15 protein-coding genes are annotated in these 17,572 nt (G+C 70.7%); 8 read left to right on the top strand and 7 right to left on the bottom strand.

The features are described 5' to 3' along the window. Both ACFU6I_RS43815 and ACFU6I_RS43810 read left to right on the top strand, forming a co-directional pair. On the top strand, positions 1-350 hold a 350-nt coding region (locus tag ACFU6I_RS43815; protein ID WP_384378703.1), incomplete at its 5' end, for a DUF1963 domain-containing protein. A gap of 392 nt (positions 351-742) precedes the next feature. Then, positions 743-1,456 carry an IS5 family transposase gene (locus ACFU6I_RS43810; protein ID WP_384378700.1) on the top strand — a complete coding sequence of 238 codons (714 nt, stop codon included), beginning with the start codon at positions 743-745 and terminating at the stop codon, positions 1,454-1,456. Here ACFU6I_RS43810 and ACFU6I_RS43805 read toward each other — a convergent pair. After that, positions 1,428-1,925 (bottom strand): hypothetical protein, encoded by a 498-nt coding sequence (locus ACFU6I_RS43805; protein ID WP_384378697.1) that lies wholly within the window; start codon positions 1,923-1,925, stop codon positions 1,428-1,430. The two genes, ACFU6I_RS43810 and ACFU6I_RS43805, sit on opposite strands and share 29 nt — an antisense overlap. 407 nt (positions 1,926-2,332) lie before the next feature. On the opposite strand from ACFU6I_RS43805, the gene ACFU6I_RS43800 reads away from it, so the two are divergent. Continuing rightward, positions 2,333-2,647, top strand: coding sequence for a calcium-binding protein (locus tag ACFU6I_RS43800; RefSeq protein WP_384378695.1), 315 nt, complete (start codon positions 2,333-2,335; stop codon positions 2,645-2,647). Positions 2,648-2,659: 12 nt separating this feature from the next. Here ACFU6I_RS43800 and ACFU6I_RS43795 read toward each other — a convergent pair whose 3' ends face one another. After that, positions 2,660-3,364, bottom strand: a complete 705-nt coding sequence (locus ACFU6I_RS43795) for a UPF0158 family protein (protein ID WP_384378692.1) — start codon at positions 3,362-3,364, stop codon at positions 2,660-2,662. Positions 3,365-3,425: 61 nt separating this feature from the next. Here ACFU6I_RS43795 and ACFU6I_RS43790 point away from each other — a divergent pair, with 61 nt between their 5' ends. Together ACFU6I_RS43790 and ACFU6I_RS43785 are read left to right on the top strand one after the other, a co-directional pair. Continuing rightward, positions 3,426-3,911 carry a hypothetical protein gene (locus ACFU6I_RS43790; protein ID WP_384378689.1) on the top strand — a complete coding sequence of 162 codons (486 nt, stop codon included), beginning with the start codon at positions 3,426-3,428 and terminating at the stop codon, positions 3,909-3,911. A 114-nt stretch (positions 3,912-4,025) separates the two neighbouring features. Beyond that, a complete protein-coding gene (locus ACFU6I_RS43785; protein WP_384378686.1) occupies positions 4,026-5,282 on the top strand; it encodes a hypothetical protein in 1,257 nt (418 codons plus the stop codon). Positions 5,283-5,297: 15 nt separating this feature from the next. On the opposite strand, the gene ACFU6I_RS43780 is transcribed toward ACFU6I_RS43785, so the two are convergent. Then, positions 5,298-5,924, bottom strand: a complete 627-nt coding sequence (locus ACFU6I_RS43780; protein WP_384378684.1) for a helicase-associated domain-containing protein — start codon at positions 5,922-5,924, stop codon at positions 5,298-5,300. Between the two features lie 41 nt (positions 5,925-5,965). On the opposite strand from ACFU6I_RS43780, the gene ACFU6I_RS43775 reads away from it, so the two are divergent. Continuing rightward, positions 5,966-7,096, top strand: coding sequence for a hypothetical protein (locus tag ACFU6I_RS43775; RefSeq protein WP_384378681.1), 1,131 nt, complete (start codon positions 5,966-5,968; stop codon positions 7,094-7,096). Between the two features lie 508 nt (positions 7,097-7,604). Here ACFU6I_RS43775 and ACFU6I_RS43770 read toward each other — a convergent pair. Genes ACFU6I_RS43770 through ACFU6I_RS43755 form a run of 4 tightly spaced genes read right to left on the bottom strand, consistent with a single transcriptional unit; the run spans position 7,605 to position 15,857 of the window. Next, positions 7,605-8,864, bottom strand: a complete 1,260-nt coding sequence (locus tag ACFU6I_RS43770) for a TIGR02679 family protein (protein WP_384378678.1) — start codon at positions 8,862-8,864, stop codon at positions 7,605-7,607. Continuing rightward, positions 8,861-12,994: a TIGR02680 family protein gene (locus tag ACFU6I_RS43765; RefSeq protein ID WP_384378675.1), complete on the bottom strand. Its 4,134-nt coding sequence runs from the start codon at positions 12,992-12,994 to the stop codon at positions 8,861-8,863. The genes ACFU6I_RS43770 and ACFU6I_RS43765 overlap by 4 nt, the downstream gene beginning before the upstream one ends. Further along, positions 12,991-14,304, bottom strand: a complete 1,314-nt coding sequence (locus tag ACFU6I_RS43760) for a TIGR02678 family protein (RefSeq protein ID WP_384378672.1) — start codon at positions 14,302-14,304, stop codon at positions 12,991-12,993. Before ACFU6I_RS43760 ends, ACFU6I_RS43765 begins: the two co-directional genes overlap by 4 nt. Further along, the gene (locus ACFU6I_RS43755; RefSeq protein WP_384378669.1) at positions 14,301-15,857 is read right to left on the bottom strand and encodes a TIGR02677 family protein; all 1,557 of its coding nucleotides are present in this window, start codon (positions 15,855-15,857) and stop codon (positions 14,301-14,303) included. The genes ACFU6I_RS43760 and ACFU6I_RS43755 overlap by 4 nt, the downstream gene beginning before the upstream one ends. Positions 15,858-16,301: 444 nt before the next feature. Here ACFU6I_RS43755 and ACFU6I_RS43750 point away from each other — a divergent pair, with 444 nt between their 5' ends. Beyond that, entirely contained in the window at positions 16,302-16,517 is a 216-nt protein-coding gene (locus ACFU6I_RS43750) for a hypothetical protein (protein WP_384378666.1), read from the top strand. Positions 16,518-17,111: 594 nt separating this feature from the next. After that, the gene (locus tag ACFU6I_RS43745; RefSeq protein WP_384378663.1) at positions 17,112-17,264 is read left to right on the top strand and encodes a hypothetical protein; all 153 of its coding nucleotides are present in this window, start codon (positions 17,112-17,114) and stop codon (positions 17,262-17,264) included. The last annotated feature ends 308 nt before the right edge of the window (positions 17,265-17,572 follow it).

Here is a 17,572-nt window from a genome sequence, read left to right as displayed (position 1 = left end):
CGCAGGTCCACTCGGCCCGTGATCTCTATCTGGTGATCGATCCCTCGCTGCCCAACCGCGGCGACTACACCGAGGAGTTCCCGCACGGTGAGGAGATGGGCGAGGTGTGGTGGGAAACCTCCGGCGATGTACAGACGGGCGGATCGGTGCAGATAGGCGGCTACCCCTGGGTCTGGAACAACGATCCCGTCACGGACTACGACCACGGCCCGGGCGACTGGGTGCTGCTCGCGGAGATCGGGGCAAACGACGGTGATCTTCTGGGCAGGGTCCACTGGGTGATTCGCCGGGACGACCTGGCCGCTGGCCGTTTCACCCGGGCCCGGGCCTGCTACGACACAGTCGGCTGACGTGGCCTCAGAAGGCATTCCCAGATAGCGCGAGGTCCGGTCGAACTGCCTTCCCGGCAGGTCTCCTTCAGGTGATCAACGGCTGCCGGAGCATAGTGGAAGGGCCTCTTGAACATCTCGGTGATGTCGAAGTCAACCGAGTACAAGAGGCCCTGATGTTCGACTGTGTCGTGTCCGTACCTGCCGCGTCCACTTCCGGTGCACCGGGGTGTGACTGTCTCGCTCACCGGTTCGGAAATGCCGCCGATCACCCGGACCGTGCAAGGTGCTACGACTCCGACATGAGTGATGCGGAATGGGCGATGGTCCGTCCTCTGCTGCCCGTCCCGGCCTGAATGGAGGGCCGCGGCGGACGCCCGGAAGGCTAGTGCCACCGTCAGCTGATCGATGCCGTGCGCTACCTGACCTGGGAAGGTGTGCGTTGGGCGAGCATGCCGCGCGACTTCCCGACATGGCGGGCGGTCTACCGCTTCTTCCGTCGCTGGCGCGACAACGACCTGATCAGGGAACTCTACGCACGGCTGCGCACCCGCCTGCGCGAGGTGACTGGCAAGAAGGCCGAGCCGAGTGCCGCGATCATCGACTCGCAGTCCGTGAAGGGTGACGCGACCGTCCCCGCTCGCTCACGCGGCTACGACGCCGGCAAGAAGATCAATGGACGCAAGCGGCACATCGCCACCGACACCCTCGGCTTCCTGCTGACCGTCATCGTGACGGCGGCCTCGGTCAGCGACCGCGACGCCGGACGCGACCTGCTGAAGGCCCTGCGCGAACGGCACCGCCACATCCGGCTGGTCTGGGCCGACAGCGGCTACACCGGCTGGCTCGTCTCCTTTGCCCACGCCGCACTCGCCCTCGCCCTGACCGTCGTCAAACGCTCCGACGACACCACGGGCTTCACCGTGCTCCCACGCCGCTGGTGTGTGGAACGGACCTTCGCCTGGCTGATCCGCTCCCGCCGCCTGGCCCGCGACTACGAAACCGGCACCGACAGCGCCCAGGCCCTGACCTGGTGGGCAGCGAGCATCACCGCCACCCGCCGCCTCGCCCGAGGCGGCGCCCCGACATCCTGCCGCCTCAGCCCGGCCACCCCGGCCGCGGCCTGAACAACCCCGCCCGCACCTCGGTCAGCCACCCCCGCTCCACCAGCCGCTTCGCACGCCACCGAGCCGCCTGCTCACGGGCATCACTCGCCTCCCAGCCCAGGCCCTCCCGCAGCCCACGCGCCCGCACCCCGTCACCACCCCGGCCGGCGTCCTCCTGGACCAGGGACACGATTCGGGCGTAATCCTCGGGCAGAACCTTTGCCTCCAAGCCCTCGCACCACCCCGCCACGTCCGCCTTCCCACCAGCGTTCCGGGTGGCCGGCACCACCGCCCTCCGAGGCGGCACCTCCTCAACGGTCGTCTCCGCCAACGCGTCAACGAGCTCCTCACGAGCGATCACCACACGGCGCGCGGCCTCCTCCGCAGCCGCCACTGCCACCTGGACCCGCTCCAGCTCCGCCCGCAGTTCCTCGGCCCGCAGAAGCGCAAGCCGTTCACGCTCTTCCAACACCGCGATCACCGACGGCATCCGCCACCTCCATACCCCAGCCTGAACCGACGGCCCGAGCATGCCTAAACGACGAGCAACCTGCCCCTGACCTGGGAAGACTTGACACTACGTCCGGTTTAGGAATGCCTTCTAAGCGCTTGGCCGCAGGTTCGAGTTACGGGGGCATCCAGAACATGGCTGGTCCCCTGTCAAGGCCATGAGCCCCGGAGGTCATCGGTAGGTGTCGCGAACGGGGAGTCTGCGCCTGATCGCCCCGTGCAGTCGGCGGCCCTTTCCGCGCCAACCCGTGACGGGTGCTGGGAAGTGGGTACGCGCTACCAGGCAGCACGCCGGGACGGGAGGAACAACCATCGTGGCCCAGGTCGGAGCGGCCGGCGATTGACCGAGGGAGGGGAACTGCGGGCTCCGCCGGTACCGTGTTCCCTGTGGCCGGGGAGCTGAGTGAAGCGGAACTCGATGAGCTGGTCGAGCAGGCCACCGTGGACGCCTACGACGACGAGGAGCAGCTCACGGGCCTCTACACGATGCTCTCCGCGCATCTGGCCGTCCCGTTCAAGACGGTCGTTCTCGGGGTCGAGGTCACCGTGAAGAAGGTGGGCCTGCTGCCCGGCAGTCAGATCGTGGCGGTCTGTACGCGAGGCAGGCACCGGCAGGCGATCGGCATTCTCGACCTTCCGTTGCCGGACCCGGCGCCCGAGGGGGCCGAGTGGATCGAGGCGTACCGGTACTGGGGACCGTAAAGCGCGCCCGGATCAATGACCGCCTGGTGGCGCGGGCCGGTAGCCCTGATCGGCGAGCCAGGCTCGAGCCCGGCCGTACTGCCGTTCCGCGGCGAACAACCAGTACCGCCGCAGCTGTGCCGGTGAGGTGGCCAGCATGTCCTTGAAACGGCGGAAGGCTCCTGGGCCCTGGATCGCGATACCCAGGAACCGGGCGAGGTCCTGGTCGTCGAGGGTGGAGATGAAGTCCTCCATGTCACGGTAGGCATCGCGTGATCCGGCGCACGGGACATGGAGCCACCGCTCGGTGCTTTCCGGTTCGTCCTCGTCCCATGACTCCTCGGTGTCCGCGAGGGCGGGCTGGCACTCGCCGGTGTCCAGGTCGATGCGGCCACCGCCCCAGGCCGGGTCGCCTTCGAGCAGACCGGAGAGTTCCTCCAGATCGACCGGCAGCGGCCTCAGCACCAAGACGGCACCGCCGCCCACCGTGTCGAGTTGTTCGGCGAGGAGTTCGTCGCCGGGCCAGCCCCGTTCACGCAGGGTGGACGTGCACGCGATCGCCGTCTCCCGGCCACCGGGCACACCCCGAAAGACGGCTGCGGTGAGTGCGTCTCCGCACTGCTGCAGCACGCTGGCGGGGTCATGCGTATGCAGCAGGGCAAGCAGGGAGGGGCCGTCCGCGGTGTGGCAGGCTGCGCGGAGCGCCTTCAACGCGTGGTCGATCCATGCCTCGGTCATGCCGCGAGGCTATGCCGAGGCGCGCTGCGAGTGCCATCGTCTTCGGTGCGACAATGCGCTGGTGAGCACGGCGGACAAGTCCTCTCCCCGACGCAGGCTGCCGACGTTCGGCCCGGAGCCGTGGCCTCATCCGGCACCGTCTGGCGAGTGGTCGTACTGGGACGTGTGGTTCGCCGTGGCGTGCGTGGTGGACTGCGGCGGCGACTGGGACGACTTCGATGCGCGGCTGACGCGGGGGCAATCGGACGGGGTGGTGCGTGGGGTGTGTCTGGAGCCGTTGTGGAGTCATCTGCTGGATCCACGGGAGCGTCTTGCGGCGGACGGGCTCGGTGCGGCCGAGCTGGCTGGAGGCGCTGCGCGTGATCCGAAGGTCGTCGCCCGGGCCCGTGCCAAGATGTGGAAGCAGGCTCTGGAGGGTCGGGCCGACCTGGACCTGGTGGAGACTCTGGCCTGCTCGCTGCACAGCGAGTACGTCTCTGCCCGCTGGGACTTCCGCGCCCGGGCAGCCGCTGGAGGCCCTGGTCTCCTGCGTCCTGCAGCAGGGTGACGCCGCGACCGCCCGTGCCGTTCTCCGGGCGGCGGACCGGCCGGGGTTCCACCGGGACCGGGTACGGCGCCGGACCATCGAACTCGACGGGGAACTCGGTAGGGAAGGACACGTATGACGCGCGCCGACGACTCGAGCGAGGTGCGGGAGCGGCTGCTGGGCTGGCTGCTGCCGGACGGCGGCCCGGCCGGCTCGCTTGCCCAGGAGGATGTAGAGCGGTTCTGCTGGTACGAGCTGCCCGTCAAGTGGATGGCCGAGCCCGCCGAATACCCGCACATCCTCACCGCCTTGGCCGAACTCCTCCAGGACGCCGACAGACCCCGGACCGCGGCCGTCTGCACGTCGAAGGTCACCCGCGAGATCCTCGACGCGTGGCAGCACTCGCCCGATCAGGGGCGAGCCGCCTACCGGCGGGCGGTGGACGCTTCCCCAGTGACCCCGCCGGACACCGCCCTGCTCACCTGGGGGCCGGTGATGGGCATCGACGAGGCTGTCGCCCGCAGCAACGCCTCGCGACTGCTGGAGCAGGCGCTGGACGACGGCGCCCTGGTGCCCGGCGCCCGGGGTTACGCCGCCGCCCGCATCAAACGTCTGGAGCGCTGGATCACCACCCCGCACCCCGCGCACGACGGCCGTACCCCGCTGAACGCCGTCCACAGCGAGCGCCGCCGCACCTGGGCCGAGGCCCCGCCCGCCGCTCGACGCCGACTGCGCGGCACCGTAACGGACCTGCTGAGCGTGGCGCCTGAGGCACCCGCCGACACGGCCGAACCCCTGCGCTGGCTACTGGAGTCGGTCGGCGACGGAGTGACGCTGACCCAGGCCGGCTACCTGCCGCGCGCCCTGGTCATCGAGGCCGCCGAACGCTACGACTGGTATCTGCCCGGCATGGTGCCGCGCACCGAGTACGACGTCGTCCGCCTCGCCGAACTGCACGAACTCGCCCGTGCGGCGCGGCTGCTCGCCAAGCGGCACCGCAAGCTCGCCCTGACCGCCCGTGGCCGACAGCACCTCGCCGACCCGGCCCTGTTGCAGGCCACCGCGGCCCACGCCTGGTTCGGCGACGGCGTCCGAGCCGAGCTCGCCGAAGCTGCCGCCGCAGCCCTGCTCGACGGGGAGCTCACGCTCGACGACCTCACCGCCGCCGTGCACACCCTGGCCGCCGAGGCGTTCACCCTCGCCGACGGCAGCGCCCCACGGCCCGACGACACCCGCCACTTCCTGTGGCAGTGGCTGCGTCCCGGCGAGGCCCTGGGCTTCCTGGCGTACCGCGACCGCCGCCGCTCCACCCTCGCCCTCACCCCCACCGGCCGAGCCGCCGCCCTCACCGCGCTCCGAGCACGTGCCCACGCCCCGCGGACCGCGCCCTGAACGTGAACCTTCCGCTCAGGGGCGGGCGGGCAGGACGCAGCCGAGTTTCAGCAGCGCGGTGCGGAAGGCCGGGAGATCGTCGGGAGCCACCATGAGGTGCCTCGGGCCGACCCGGAAGCACAGCGCGCCCGCCCTGCGGTCCTTCGCGATCACCACGGCCTGTACCTCGTCCACGCACTCCAGCAGGTGACACGTGCCCAGATCCCGTACCTTTTCGGTGCGGGAGGCGGCGTCGGCCGGCAAAGCCGTGACGGTCTGCGGCAGTTCCTCTCCCGGGCTGCTCCCGGTCAGGAAGCGGCGCAGTTCCTCCAGGCCGCGGCCTGCGTGGAGGGCCTTCAGCAGGGAGACGGTGGACAGCGTCCAGACATGGTCGGCGGACCGGGTCGCGAACGCGTCGAGCAGCAGCGCCGCGGCCGGGGCCAGGCCGTCGAGTGCCACGACGTCGAAGTTCGGCAGGACCCTGACCGGGCTCTGCGCCCCGACAGCGAGTGCCGGACCCGGCTGGTAGTCGTCGGCGCGCCCCGTCGCGTACACCCCGAGCGGGTTCAACCGGACGGCGAGCAGCCCGTCGTAGCGGCTGAGCCGCTGAAGCCAGTCGGCGCCCCACATGTGGCGGAAGTCGTCCCGGGCCTGCTCCACCACCGCTGCCGTTCCCCACCCGCGGCAGCGGTAGGGTCCGCCATGTGAGCGAGTACCAGTACTACGAGTTCCAGGCCCTCGACCGGCCGCTCAGCCGCGAGGAACAGGAACAACTGCGGGCCATCTCCACCCGGGCCCGGATCACCGCGACCAGCTTCACCAACACCTACAACTGGGGTGACCTGAGCGGGAATCCGCGCCGTATGGTCGAGCGCTGCTTCGACGCGCACCTGTACGTCACCAACTGGGGCACCCACCGTCTGATGCTCCGTCTGCCCAGACAGGCCCTGGCTCTGCCCACGGTGAAGCCGTACTGCCTCGACCACCACGTCGACGCCTGGACCACCCGCACCCACCTCCTGCTCGACCTCACCAGCGACGACGAAGGCGGCGACTGGATCGAGGGCGCCGACGACTCCCTGGCCGCCCTCCTCGGCGTCCGCGACGAACTCGCCACCGGCGACCTGCGCCCCCTCTACCTCGCCTGGCTCTCCACGCTCACCGCCTGGGAACTCGAGGACGACGACGAAGAGGAGTACCAGACCTCCCTGGAGCCGCCCGTCCCGGCCGGGCTCGGCGAACTGACCGCCCCGCAGAGCGCGCTCGCAGACTTCCTGCGCGTGGACGACGACCTGCTGACAGTCGCGGCCCAGGCCAGTCCCGCCGCGCCCGAGAAACCGGCCAGGCCCACGAAGAAGGAACTCGCCCCGCTGATCACCTCAATGCCCCAGAAGGAGAAGGACGCTCTGCTGCTGCGGCTCGCCCTCGGCCCGGAGCCCGGGCTGCGCACCGAACTCCTGCACCGCCTGCACGGCGCCGACACACCCACCACGGCCCCCGGGCGCCGCTCCGCCGCCCAACTCCTGGACTCCGCCCACACACGGCGCGCCGAACGCCAGAAGCGCGCCGAACACGAACGGACCACCGCCCGCGCCCAGCGCCTGACCGCCCTCGCGAGCGAGGCCGAATCAGCCTGGCAGAAGATCGAGGCGCACATCGCCACCAAGAAGACCAGCGCCTACGACCAGGCCGTCGCCCTCCTCGCGGAACTGCGCGACGCCTACTCCCACACCGGGCAGGACACGGACTTCCGCCAGCGGCTGACCCACCTTCGCGAGGACAATCAACGCCGCACCGGCCTCATCCACCGCCTCGACCGCCACGGCCTCCGATAGGACCCCTCCTCCCTGGCACCGATCGGGCCGAACCGCACCCTCCCCACCTCGGGGAGACAGCGTGAGCGCCGGAACGCGCACGGCCCCATGGAGCGCCGGTCTCCACGGTCACCGCATCGTGACTCCTCGCCGTCTCTTTCCGAGACAGTTGCCGCGTGGTTCGCAGCAGATCGTTCAGGCGCTTCTCCCCCTCACCCGAGCCCCGCACTCTGCAACCCAAAACCACCTGACACCCCATCAGAACGAGCGTCAAATGAGCGTCACGAGCGTCATTTCAGCGTCAAGATATCGCCCGTAACACCCACACCGCACATAATGCGCACACACAAAACCGCAGGCCAGGAGCCCTTCACGGCCGGTTCAAGGATCGCGACGCACTCCACATGGTGCGTCATCGAAAAGATGTCGCGTAAGCCAGGAAGCAACATAACCACAAGTCAGCGCAGGTATGCGGTCGCTCCGAGCACCCTTTCAGACCTCTGGAGCGTCACAAACGACCAGGGGAGCACTACGGCCGTGCCCCAGCAGCGAGGTCTTCCAACAGCACACCGGCCACCAGCTCCTCAACCACGGCGGTGCCATGCTCTGCCATGGCTTCGGCCAGCTCAGGATCCCACGGCGCTTCGGTGAGTCGTCCGGGGTGCGGACCGTGTGGGTTGCGGACGACCGCGGCTTGGTAGTCCGCTGCTGTCATACGCCAGGGGTGCGCCCGTGTCTTGTCCAGGACGTACGCGGCGATGCGGATGCCCTCGCCGTCGAAGTCGCCGTGGTAACGAAGGGCGGCGCCCCGGTCGACGAGTAGGCGCAGGAGCTGGATCGCGGCGCTGTTGGGCCAGCCGGACGTGCAGACGAGCGGCGGGCAGTCGGGGCCAAAGCGGCGGAGGGCGAGGGCCAGGATGCTGGGGTTCTCCACAACGTGGACGACATGTGGGGCAAGGGCAGCGGGCAAGGTGAACTCGCCCGGGTTCCGGACGTGGGCAAGGGTCAGGCTGGCGGCCTGACCGGCCTCGGTGCACAGGCGGGCCACACGGGCGGGAAGGCCGTCGCCGACGGGGCGCAGTCCGCCGACGACGACGGTGGAGGACAGCTCGTCGTCGGCGACGCCGGCGCGGGTCCACAGGGCGCGCCGTTCCGCTGCGGACTGCGGCGGGGCGGTGTCGTTCAGTGTCGCCAAGGCCCGCAGGACGAGCGTGGAAAGAGGTGTGCCGTCGTCGAGAGAGTGCGCGTGACCGTTCAGGACCCGGGCGGCGAAGACGGGCAGGGGTTCGGCCTGGCCAGGGAGTTCGGCCAGCACCTTGAGCGCGTCGGTGAGCAGCGTGCGGGTCCGTTCCACCGAGCCGCCGACCAGTCCTGCGGCTCGACAGGACGCAGCCCAGTCGGCAAGCACCGGCTGCGCCCGTATCGTGTCCTGACCAGCCAGCCAGGTCCAGAGCCCGGCGCGATCGTCCTCCTGGCGGCGGCGTTCACCGGCTCTGTCGCCGAGTGGACCGATGAGTTCGGCGACGACTTCTCGTACAGTGCGGCCGGAGAGTTCGGTGACGGCCTCCTCCAGGCGGGCCAGGGCAATGGAGGGTCGAGGGTCCGGCAGGCGGTCCAAGCCGAGGAGGTCGGCAAGGGCCTCCCGCTGGGTCTCGTCCAGCGGTCCGAGGCGTATCCGTGCGACAGGGCGGCCGGAGGAGAGACAGCCGTGGGCGGTCTGCCAGAGGGGGTGGAGTTCGGGGCGGCGGAGCGTCGCCTCGCCCGGCAAGGAGTGGTCTTGCGGGGTCATCCTTCCTCCATTCCGGTGCCGTTCCAGACGAAGCGCGCGCTGGTGACGGCGTCGTCTCCGTCGGTCAGGAGCTGGTGGACGGCGATGCCAGGCAGCTCCCTGTAGTTCCCCCACTCGTGGTCGGAGGTGATCATGAGGTCCAGGTCGAGTGCGGTGAGCAGGGCGAAGACCTGTCCGCGGTTGACGGTGTCGACGCCGACGAAGACCTCGTCGAGGAGGATCGGGCGGGGGGCCAGAGGTACGTCCTCGTAGTGGGCCGCGACGGCGGCGAACAGTGGCAGGTGCAGTGCGATGGCCTTCTCCCCGCCGGAGAGCGCGCCGTGCAGCCGCTTGGTCAGGGGCTGCCAGCCGCTCCCGTCCGCCCGGTCGAGGCGGACGGTGAAGGTGTGCCAGGCGGTGTAGTCGAGCACCTCGCCGAGGTGCTCCTCCCAGCTCGCGGCCGTGTCGCTGCCCTTGGCCTCCTCGATGCGGGCGCGGAAGAAGGCGTGCAGGGCCTCCCGGTCGGATTCGGTGACCCGGCCAGGGTCCTTCAGGAGCAGCTGGCGCGCGGTGCGCGTGCTGTCAGGGAGGCCCGGGTGGACGTCCCAGACGAGCTGGACGGCGACGTTGGAGGCGGTACGGACCTGCTCCAGGTGCCCGTTCATGTGCGCAACGAGCTCGCCGGCCCGGCGGATGCGGGCGGCGAGGTGGCGGCGGATGTCACCCGTGAGGATCTGGTCGAAGAGGCGCCGTTCGGCGGTGCTGATGTCGTCGCGGCTGCGGTCGCGGTCCTGGGCGAGCGTGGTGAGCAGTCCGGTCGCCCCGACGCGGACGCCCTCCAAGGTGGCGGTGAAGAGCTGGACGTCGTCGTCGGGCTCCAGCTCCAGGTCGGCACGGACGCCGAGATGCCGGCGGGCCTCGTGGACGGCCTCGGAGAGGCGAGTGGCCGCGTCGCCGAGGTGGCGCGGGGCGTATGGGATCTGGGGCCACCGAGCCGCCATGGCGCGGGCGGCCTCCAAAGTGGCCTTGGTGCCGTCGCCTGCGTCGGGTTCGGGTCGAACGCCCGCGTCCTCGGCCAGACCGACCAGGCACAGGTGCCGGAACCGCTGCGCCGCGCCGTCGCGGACCTCGACTGCCTTCTCTTGCCGGTCGGCGGCCTGGCTGCTGGTGGCCCTCAGCTCTCCGATGCGGCCTTCCAGGCCCAGGAGGACCTCGGCCGCCCGGCGGGCCTCCTTGCCGCAGCGGACCCGTTCGGCACGGGTCTCCGCAACGCGCGCGACGATCATCCGGTAGTCCGCGCCGACCGTCTCCTCCACCGCCTTCAGGCGAGCCGTCATACCGGCCGCCTTCCTTTCCGCAGCGGCCGCGTCAGCGGCCTGCTTCTCGGCGAGACGGTGTGACCGGTCCGCCCGTGCAGCCGTCTCCGTGGCCCTTTCAGCAGCCGCGGTCGCGTCGATGCGGGCGTCCATCCAGGTGTCGGCGAGATCGCGGAACCTCTCGATGTCGCGGCCGAGTTCGCGCAGCCGGTCGCGGTCGGTGGGCAGTCCATGTTCGGCGGCCCTGCGGCTCAGTGTGCGCAGCGCGCCGGCCACGTCACCCTCGCGTGCGGCCAGATGCGCGGTCGCGTCGCGCACCACGTCATCCCGGGCGGCCACCTTCTCCTCGGCCCGGTCCCAGCCCCGTCGGCAGGCGTCGAGTTCCCGGTGGTCGGGCCGGGCGGCGCGGTCGTCTGCCAACCGGGCGGCGCGGGCATCGAGTTCCCGCAGCCGGTCGGCGAGGGTGGTCAGGGAGGCGTCCTTCTCGGCGATCCGCTCGGTCAGTTCGGCGATCTCGCGCTGCTTGGCCCGCTGCCGGGCGAGGGCGCCGATATGGGCGGGCTCCGGCTTGCTCCAGGAGCCCGTGGCTGGCGCGAGGCGCCAGGCGCCGTCGGAGGAGACGGCCGCTGGGTGCCCGCCGGGCAGGGTGGTGCCGTACGCGATGCCGGCGAGGATGCGGGTCACGGTGCCGGCCGGTACGGGGATGTCCTCCTCGGGTCTCAGCACGTCCAGCAGGCTGGGGCCGGGGGCGGTCGTGGCGAGGCCGGCCTCGGCGCGGGTGTCGTGCCCGGGGAGGGTGAGCCCTTCGGAGGCGCTGACCCAGGCGTCCAGGAGGCCCGACGCCTCCAGTGCCGCTTCCACCGCCGCCTGTACGGGGAGCGGGACATCCTCGTGGAAGGCGATCAGCCGCCACAGCGGCGCGCCCGCCGCGGCCGTACGGACGGTGGTGCGGGTGGGTGGAGCGGCGGGCTGGAGATCGGTCTCGCCGCTGAGCTTGAGCCTCCGTGCGTCGAGCAGGTCCCGTTCCTCCTCCAACCCCTGGTGTGCGGCGAGGACTCCGGCCCGTTCCGTGGTGATCTCCTGGTCCAGCGGTCGTGCGACCGTTTCGACCAACTCGCGCACGTCCGCCTCGACCGCCGCCCTGGCGGCCAGTTCATCGGGGTCGGGGATGCGCAGCTCCGTGCAGTCCCGGGCCCAGGCGAACAGCCGTTCCGCCTGGGCGGCGAGGGCATCGTCCCAGGCGGCGGCGGTCGCGTCGCGGTGGGCGATCGCGTCCGCGAGCCGGGTGCGGGCCTCGTCCAGCAGGCCCTCGGCGGTGCCCCGGTCGCGTACCGCCCGGTCGTGCGCGTCGATCGCGCCGGTGATGTCGGCGACCTGCTCACGTCGGGCGGTGACCGCGCCCCGGAGCAGCCGGCGGGCGGCGGTACCAGGAGCGTCGGACCGCCCGCTCCCCATCCTGGCCGGCGTGTTCGCCGTCCCGTTGTCGAGGGGCTTCGCCTCCCGTTCCGCGTCGAGGATCGTCTTCACCTCGTGGTGAATGGACTCCATGCCTGCGGCCCGGGCCGAGCGGTGTGCCTCGTCCGCGGTCGCGCGGGCGTGCTCGTCGCGCGAGCGGGCGTATCCCGCGACCTCGTCGGCGTGCTTCCGGTCCTCCTCCGCGTCGGCCTCGGCGGACCCGGCGGCGGTACGCAGCTCCCCGGCGGCCGCGACCTGTTCCTCGGTGCCGCGGCGGAGCCGGTCGAGCTCCTCCCCCTTCTGGTAGGCGTCGCTCTCCCGGAGCCCTTCGACGATCTCGTCCAGGGCGTGCGCCCGCAGCTCCAGTTCCTCGCGCAGGGCCAGGGTCGAGGCGCGCTCCTCACACGCCTTCTCGTACTCCTCGCCGCTGACGCGGGCGTCCCGGGTGAGGTCGTCCATCTCGGTGGTCGCAGAGATCAGCGCTGCCGCGCCGGCCCGCAGGACCCGGCGGGCGTAGGCGCGCTGCCGGGAGGCGACGTTCTCGGCCGCCGTCACCTCGGCGTCGAGCCGGTCAAGGTGCTCCCGCTGCCGGTCCAGGCGCTCGAAGCCCTCGGCGAGCTCGGTGATCTCCCCTTCGCCGAGCGGAGGCAGGGCGCGGGACAGCAGGGTGGACAGCAGGGAGGGATCGAGCCGTTCGGACAGCTTGGGCTGGCGAAGCTGGAGCAGGGCGGAGAGCAAGGACTCGTACCGCTGCTCCCCCATGCCGGCGAAGAGTTCGCGCCGCACGACGGTGCGATAATCGGTGGCTGACGGATGCACCTCGCCGCGGTCGCGCAGGGCTTCGACGAGGGCAGCCTTGGTCAGGGGCTGTCCGGTGTCGTTGACGAAGTGGACGCCGTCGGGGTGGCCGATCCGGGCGGTGGTGGTGAAGTAGTCGGCGTGCGCCGTGGTGGTGTGAACGCTCGCGTGCAGGCGGGCTCCGCAACCGAACCAGTGCTCGGTGCCGTCGTCTCCGACGCGGCGGAACTCCATCCACACGTACCCCACGCGGGTCTTGCCGGACGCTCCCTGGCCGAGCAGGTTCCAGTGCATCGTGCGCTCCGAACCGCCGAACGTGGAGAGGCGGTTGGGGCGGAGGCTAGCGTCGAAGAGGAAGGGAAGCAGCAGTTCCAGGGCCTTGGACTTGCCGGTGCCGTTCTGACCGCGCAGCAGCAGGCGGCCCTGGTGGAAGGTGAAGGTCTCGTCGTAGTAGCGCCAGACGTTGAGGATGCCCGCGCGGTGAGGCTGCCAGCGTCCGCGGCCGGCGTCCGCCTCGTGAACGGGGGACGGTTCGATGGTCTCCTCGGGCCGTCGCTGGAGGGGAAGCTCCGTCACGCTCACTGCTTGTCTCCTTCTCCGGCGCCGCCGGCGGCGGTCGCGCCTACCGGACCGTTCTTCGGGGCCGGGCCGGTGGTCTCCGTCAGGCGATAGCGGTACGCGGCCGGTCGCGCGACGACGCGGTCTCGGGCCCTGCCTGCCAGGCCGACGTCCAGCAGGATCCGTACGGCGTCGTCGGCAAGGCGGGCCGGGCCTTCCTCCGACTGGTACGCCTTGGCCCAGCCCGGGAAGCGGCGCAGCAGCTCCGCTCCGGCCTCGGCCAGCTGCTCGGGCAGCAGGCCCGCGGGCGTGGCGCAGAGCGGTGCGAGGAGGAGCAACGCGGCAACCCGGGCGGTGGAGGTGTCGTCGGGGAAGCGGACGTCAGTGGCGATGGCGTCCGGGTCGACGAGCAGGAAGCCCTCCGCCCGTTCCTCCAGGAGGAGACCGGCCTGTTCGACAGAGCGGCGCAGGATCTGGCGTCCGGTCAAAGAGGTGACGTAAGCGAGCTCGTCGTCGGCGAGGTCGGCCCGGTAGAGCACGGGGTCGTCGAAGAGGCGGCGCAGCACCGAGTGACGCAGCCGCAGGTTGCGCTGGGCGTCCGTGGTCGCGGCGGTCTCGGCGTGCGTGTCGTCGGCCGTACCGTCGGCAAAAGCGCCTCCATAGCGGCGCTCCCTGACCAGGCCGGCGAGGAGGTCCTCGAACCGCGCGGGCACCTCCTCCTGGGGCACGGCGAGCCGGGAGGCGCCGACCGGCGCGGCAGGCAGCCGCATGAGCAGCGTGTTGTCCACGCGGTAGAGGACCTTCGCCTCCGCGGAGTCGACGTACGTCTCGGTCGCGCCGTCCACAACACGCAGCACGTCGTACGACTCCAGCAGCCTCAGGACGTCGACGAACGCCATGCGCTCCGGCCGGTGGACCGGGTCGAACCCCGCCAGCGCGCGGTCGGCCGCCATGGCCTGGACGACGCGGTCGGCGAGCATGCCGATGGTCGTCATCGGCATCGACAGCAGCTCCGCAGCGGTCACGCACAACAGGACGTACCGTCGGCGGTCGAACGGGGCCCGGCCGGAACGCGCCCGGCGAGCGGGACGGGAGCCGTCGGGGTTGGCACGGACCTTCGTGAGGCGGGCGTAGCCCCGGCGGGGCTCCACGACCAGATTCCAGCCGCAGGTGTAGTCGAACCAACGAGCCAGCGGGTCACGGCGGCGCCGCACCAGATCGAAGCCGGTCGGGTCGGCTGCCTCGGTGAGCAGCGGGCGGGCCAGAAGGAGGCGGATGGCGCGGGCGACCTCCTCCCGTTCGGCGGAGGCCAGTTGGTTGGCCAGGGTGCTCATCCTGCAGCCTCCTGTCCCGTGGCGGCGCGGACTGCCGGGAAAGCGATCGCCCCGCCCGCGGCCGTGACATGGATGACGTAGTCCGGACCTGCCATCATCCCCTGCACGGTACGCAGTACGGCGGTGCGCCCATCGGGAGGCGGCGACAGCGCCACCTCCACCCGGCCGTCGCCGGTCGTGGCCCGTCGCTGGCCGCCCGCGTCCGGCCGGGCCGCCAGCGCCCGGCCCAGCAGGTCGAGGAGACGGTCGAAGGCCGCGGGGTCGAGGGTGCTGAAGGAGGAGAGCCGTACGGGGCCGTCCGTCTCCAGCGCCTGCCAGGCGCGCGCCAGCTCCGCTCGTTCCGCCCGGGCCCGCTCGGCGCGTTCCGCCCTGACCGCCGCAACGTCCCGCACCGTGGCCGTACGAGTGAAGCGTTCGGTTCGTCCGCTGGTCCTCAGCAGGGCCGACACCTGTACCGGCGGCGCCTCGGACCAGGAGTGCGACGAGGGGATCAGCTCCGGGTCCGGGTGGGCGAGGTGGGCATGGCGGGCCGGGCCGAGGCCGAAGGCGGCCGACCACAGCCGGTGCAGGTCCTCCTCGTCGGGGGCCGCCGCGAACCAGCGCGCGAGCTCCCGGAAGTCCTGCACGGCGCTGGAGGGGCGGCGCCGGGACTCGTTGATCCGCCCCAGCACCTGTAGGAGGGAGACAATGGCGCGCCGGGCGATGTCGTGCAGCTGCTCGATCCGGGGGCGCGCCCCGTCGTCAGGCAGGAACCAGGCCCTCAGCCCCGCCCAGCGCGCCCGCCGGCTCTCCAGCCAGCCCGCCGCCGGGTCCTCTCCCGGTGCCGGAGGCAGCTCGGCACCGCGTAGGGCCCGCTCGCGCAGCACCGCGATGCCCCGCTCCTCCACGCGGGCCACGGCCGCGGCCACCGTCTCGCCGCGCCGGTCGAGATTGACCAGGAACTCCTGGAGATACGCGACGGTGGCGGCCTTCACCTCACGGAACACGTCCAAATCCACACCTTCGGCGCGAAGGAGCCTCTGCAACTGACCGTTGAAGGCCTTGGTGTTCTCCACCAGGCCCTCCAGATGGCCCTCCAGCTCCCGCAGGGTGCTGAAGACCCGCCGGTCGGCCGCGGCGGGTTCACCGGACAGCACGCTCAGCTCGTCGAGCCGGTCGGCGATCGCCTCAAGCACCGCGGTCTGCAGCGCCCCTGTGGAGGCCAGCACCTCCAGGGCGTGTCGCACCCCCGCGAGCGCGGCCTCGCCCCGACGGGTCAGCGAGTAGTGCAGGTTGCGCCGCTCGTACTCCTCGGCCGTGCGGTAGTTCTGGGCGTGGTTGTGGACCACGTCGAGGAGTTCCCACTTCACCAGCCGTTTCAGCGTCTCGTGTAGTTCCTCGTCCTCGAGGTCCGAGACCCAGCCCACCGCACGCAGCTGCTCACGTACGCCGTCGAGCCCGAGCGCGGTCTCCAGGTGCTCGCCGGCCACCCCGAAAGCCTCGAGCACGGCCCCGTTCAGGTCGGCCGTCTCCCCCGTGGTGAACCGGAACATCTCCGGCGGAACCCTGCGCATGCTGGTACGTCCCCTCCTCCTCCGCCGCCCCTGCGGCACTTCGATCTCCACGGTAGGGGGCGGCCCCGGGTCTCGGCCTCGGTTCGCTGTCATCATTGTGATTGCTGTCATGACGAGGCCTGCTCCGTGCTTTCGAACGGGTAGACAAGCCGACAACAGGCGCTGTACAGCAGTGAAGTACAGCAACCACAGCAACCGCCCCCGGTCGGCAACGCACTTACAGGACCTCAGCGCAACCGGTATGACCGCCACCGACCGATCCACATAGAGCTACGGATCAGAAGGTTGCAGGTTCGACCTGCCGAGTGCGCACAAGCAAGAGGCCCCGGAGTGATCCGGGGCCTCTTGCGTTTCAGGGGCCTGTTGGATGATGGGGGCAACGGTCGGCGTTCGCACGCCGTTTCAGGGGTACGTCCGTCGGCTGGGCGTAGGGGGGAGCAGGTGGTGTCGCAGGGGCGGGATCAGTCCTTTCTCGACAGCAACGGCTGGACGGTGGTGCGTCTCGTCACGGCTGTGTGGGGAGCTGCCAGTAGCAGCAGTGCGGCGTGGGTGCGCGTGGTGTGGCTGGTGATCGGTGCTGCGACCGCCTGGAACCTGGTGCGGGATCTGGCCAGGCGACGTCGGCAGGGCGGGTCCGGAGTCGCCGACGTCCGTGACTGACATCGCGGACAACCGCGGGAAGGGAGAGGGCGGCAACACCACCGCACCGGCCCGGGAGTAGCGCCATCCCTCGGACACTCGTTGTCCTGGTCATTGTCCAGTGCACTAACGATCACCGTCGTACGCGAACCCCGTCTGACCTGCCCAGTGAACGCGCACGTACCTGTCCGTACGGTCGCGCGCACAGTTGGAAAGCGTGCACCAGTGGTCGACGTACAGCACTGATTGGTGCGCGGCCGGCTCTGGCAGGTCTCATCCTTGGCCATCGACGAAGCCCGACCGTCGGTTAGGTCCCGGGGGGAATCACGGTGACAGCAGCCCAGCCCTACGGAGCCACGATCCGACCGTTCGCCCAGGTCAGCGCCCGAGGCAGCCATAAATGAATGATCGCAGCTTCCCAAGCTCAGGGCCTACAGTGCTGCCAGCCGTGAGAAGGGAAGGGCTGTGAGCCGATCATGGCGGTTGATGCAGGGGGACGTGCACGTTGCCACCCTTGCGCTCGACCAGGTAGCCCAGCCGTGGTTTGAATGTCGCTTCAGGCCGACTTCCGCTTGGGAGCCTTTGCGACCCACCGTGGAAGCATGGACCAGAGCCGTGGAGAGCGACGATAACGACGAGGACGAGATCATCAGGGCCCTGGAAGCTGTCGATGCTCTCAAGCTGGCCCTGGTCTCAGTCCCCGACTCTGAGACGATCGAAGACTTCCTCATCCACGTCGAAGGCGACACCGCGCGCTTCCGCCACTGATGGCCCCGGGCCCTCCCCCCATGTCCCCTCACGGCTGACATCAACGTCGGCAGACGACAGCGGTGCGAGGCAGTCAAGCACCAGGCCACTGCCGCCGAGTTGGACCACATTTCGCAGCCTGTCCGGAGCGCGGCTCGAACTTACAAAGCAGATGTCGGCGGTTCGAAACCGTCCGCGCCCACCAGTGCAAAGGCCCCCGCAGCTCCTTGGGTTCTAGGGCCTGTTCTGAGTCCGGATCACGGATGAGTCAACGTGGCCCCGGTGGCCGGTTGAGTCCGATAGACCGGTCACGTGACTCGTGGTGATTT

It is taken from the genome of Streptomyces sp. NPDC057486 (genome assembly GCF_042802415.1).
GTDB classification, from domain to species: Bacteria; Actinomycetota; Actinomycetes; order Streptomycetales; family Streptomycetaceae; genus Streptomyces; species Streptomyces yanii.
The sequence above is the reverse complement of the archived record's forward strand: the minus strand, read 5'-3'. Positions and strand labels throughout refer to the sequence as shown.

Excerpts from the sequence above, each read along its gene's own strand:
- ACFU6I_RS43805 (WP_384378697.1), bottom strand. The coding sequence starts at position 1,925 with ATGCCGTCGGTGATCGCGGTGTTGGAAGAGCGTGAACGGCTTGCGCTT.
- ACFU6I_RS43795 (WP_384378692.1), bottom strand. The coding sequence starts at position 3,364 with ATGACCGAGGCATGGATCGACCACGCGTTGAAGGCGCTCCGCGCAGCC.
- ACFU6I_RS43785 (WP_384378686.1), top strand. The coding sequence starts at position 4,026 with ATGACGCGCGCCGACGACTCGAGCGAGGTGCGGGAGCGGCTGCTGGGC.
- ACFU6I_RS43770 (WP_384378678.1), bottom strand. The coding sequence starts at position 8,864 with ATGACCCCGCAAGACCACTCCTTGCCGGGCGAGGCGACGCTCCGCCGC.
- ACFU6I_RS43760 (WP_384378672.1), bottom strand. The coding sequence starts at position 14,304 with ATGAGCACCCTGGCCAACCAACTGGCCTCCGCCGAACGGGAGGAGGTC.
- ACFU6I_RS43755 (WP_384378669.1), bottom strand. The coding sequence starts at position 15,857 with ATGCGCAGGGTTCCGCCGGAGATGTTCCGGTTCACCACGGGGGAGACG.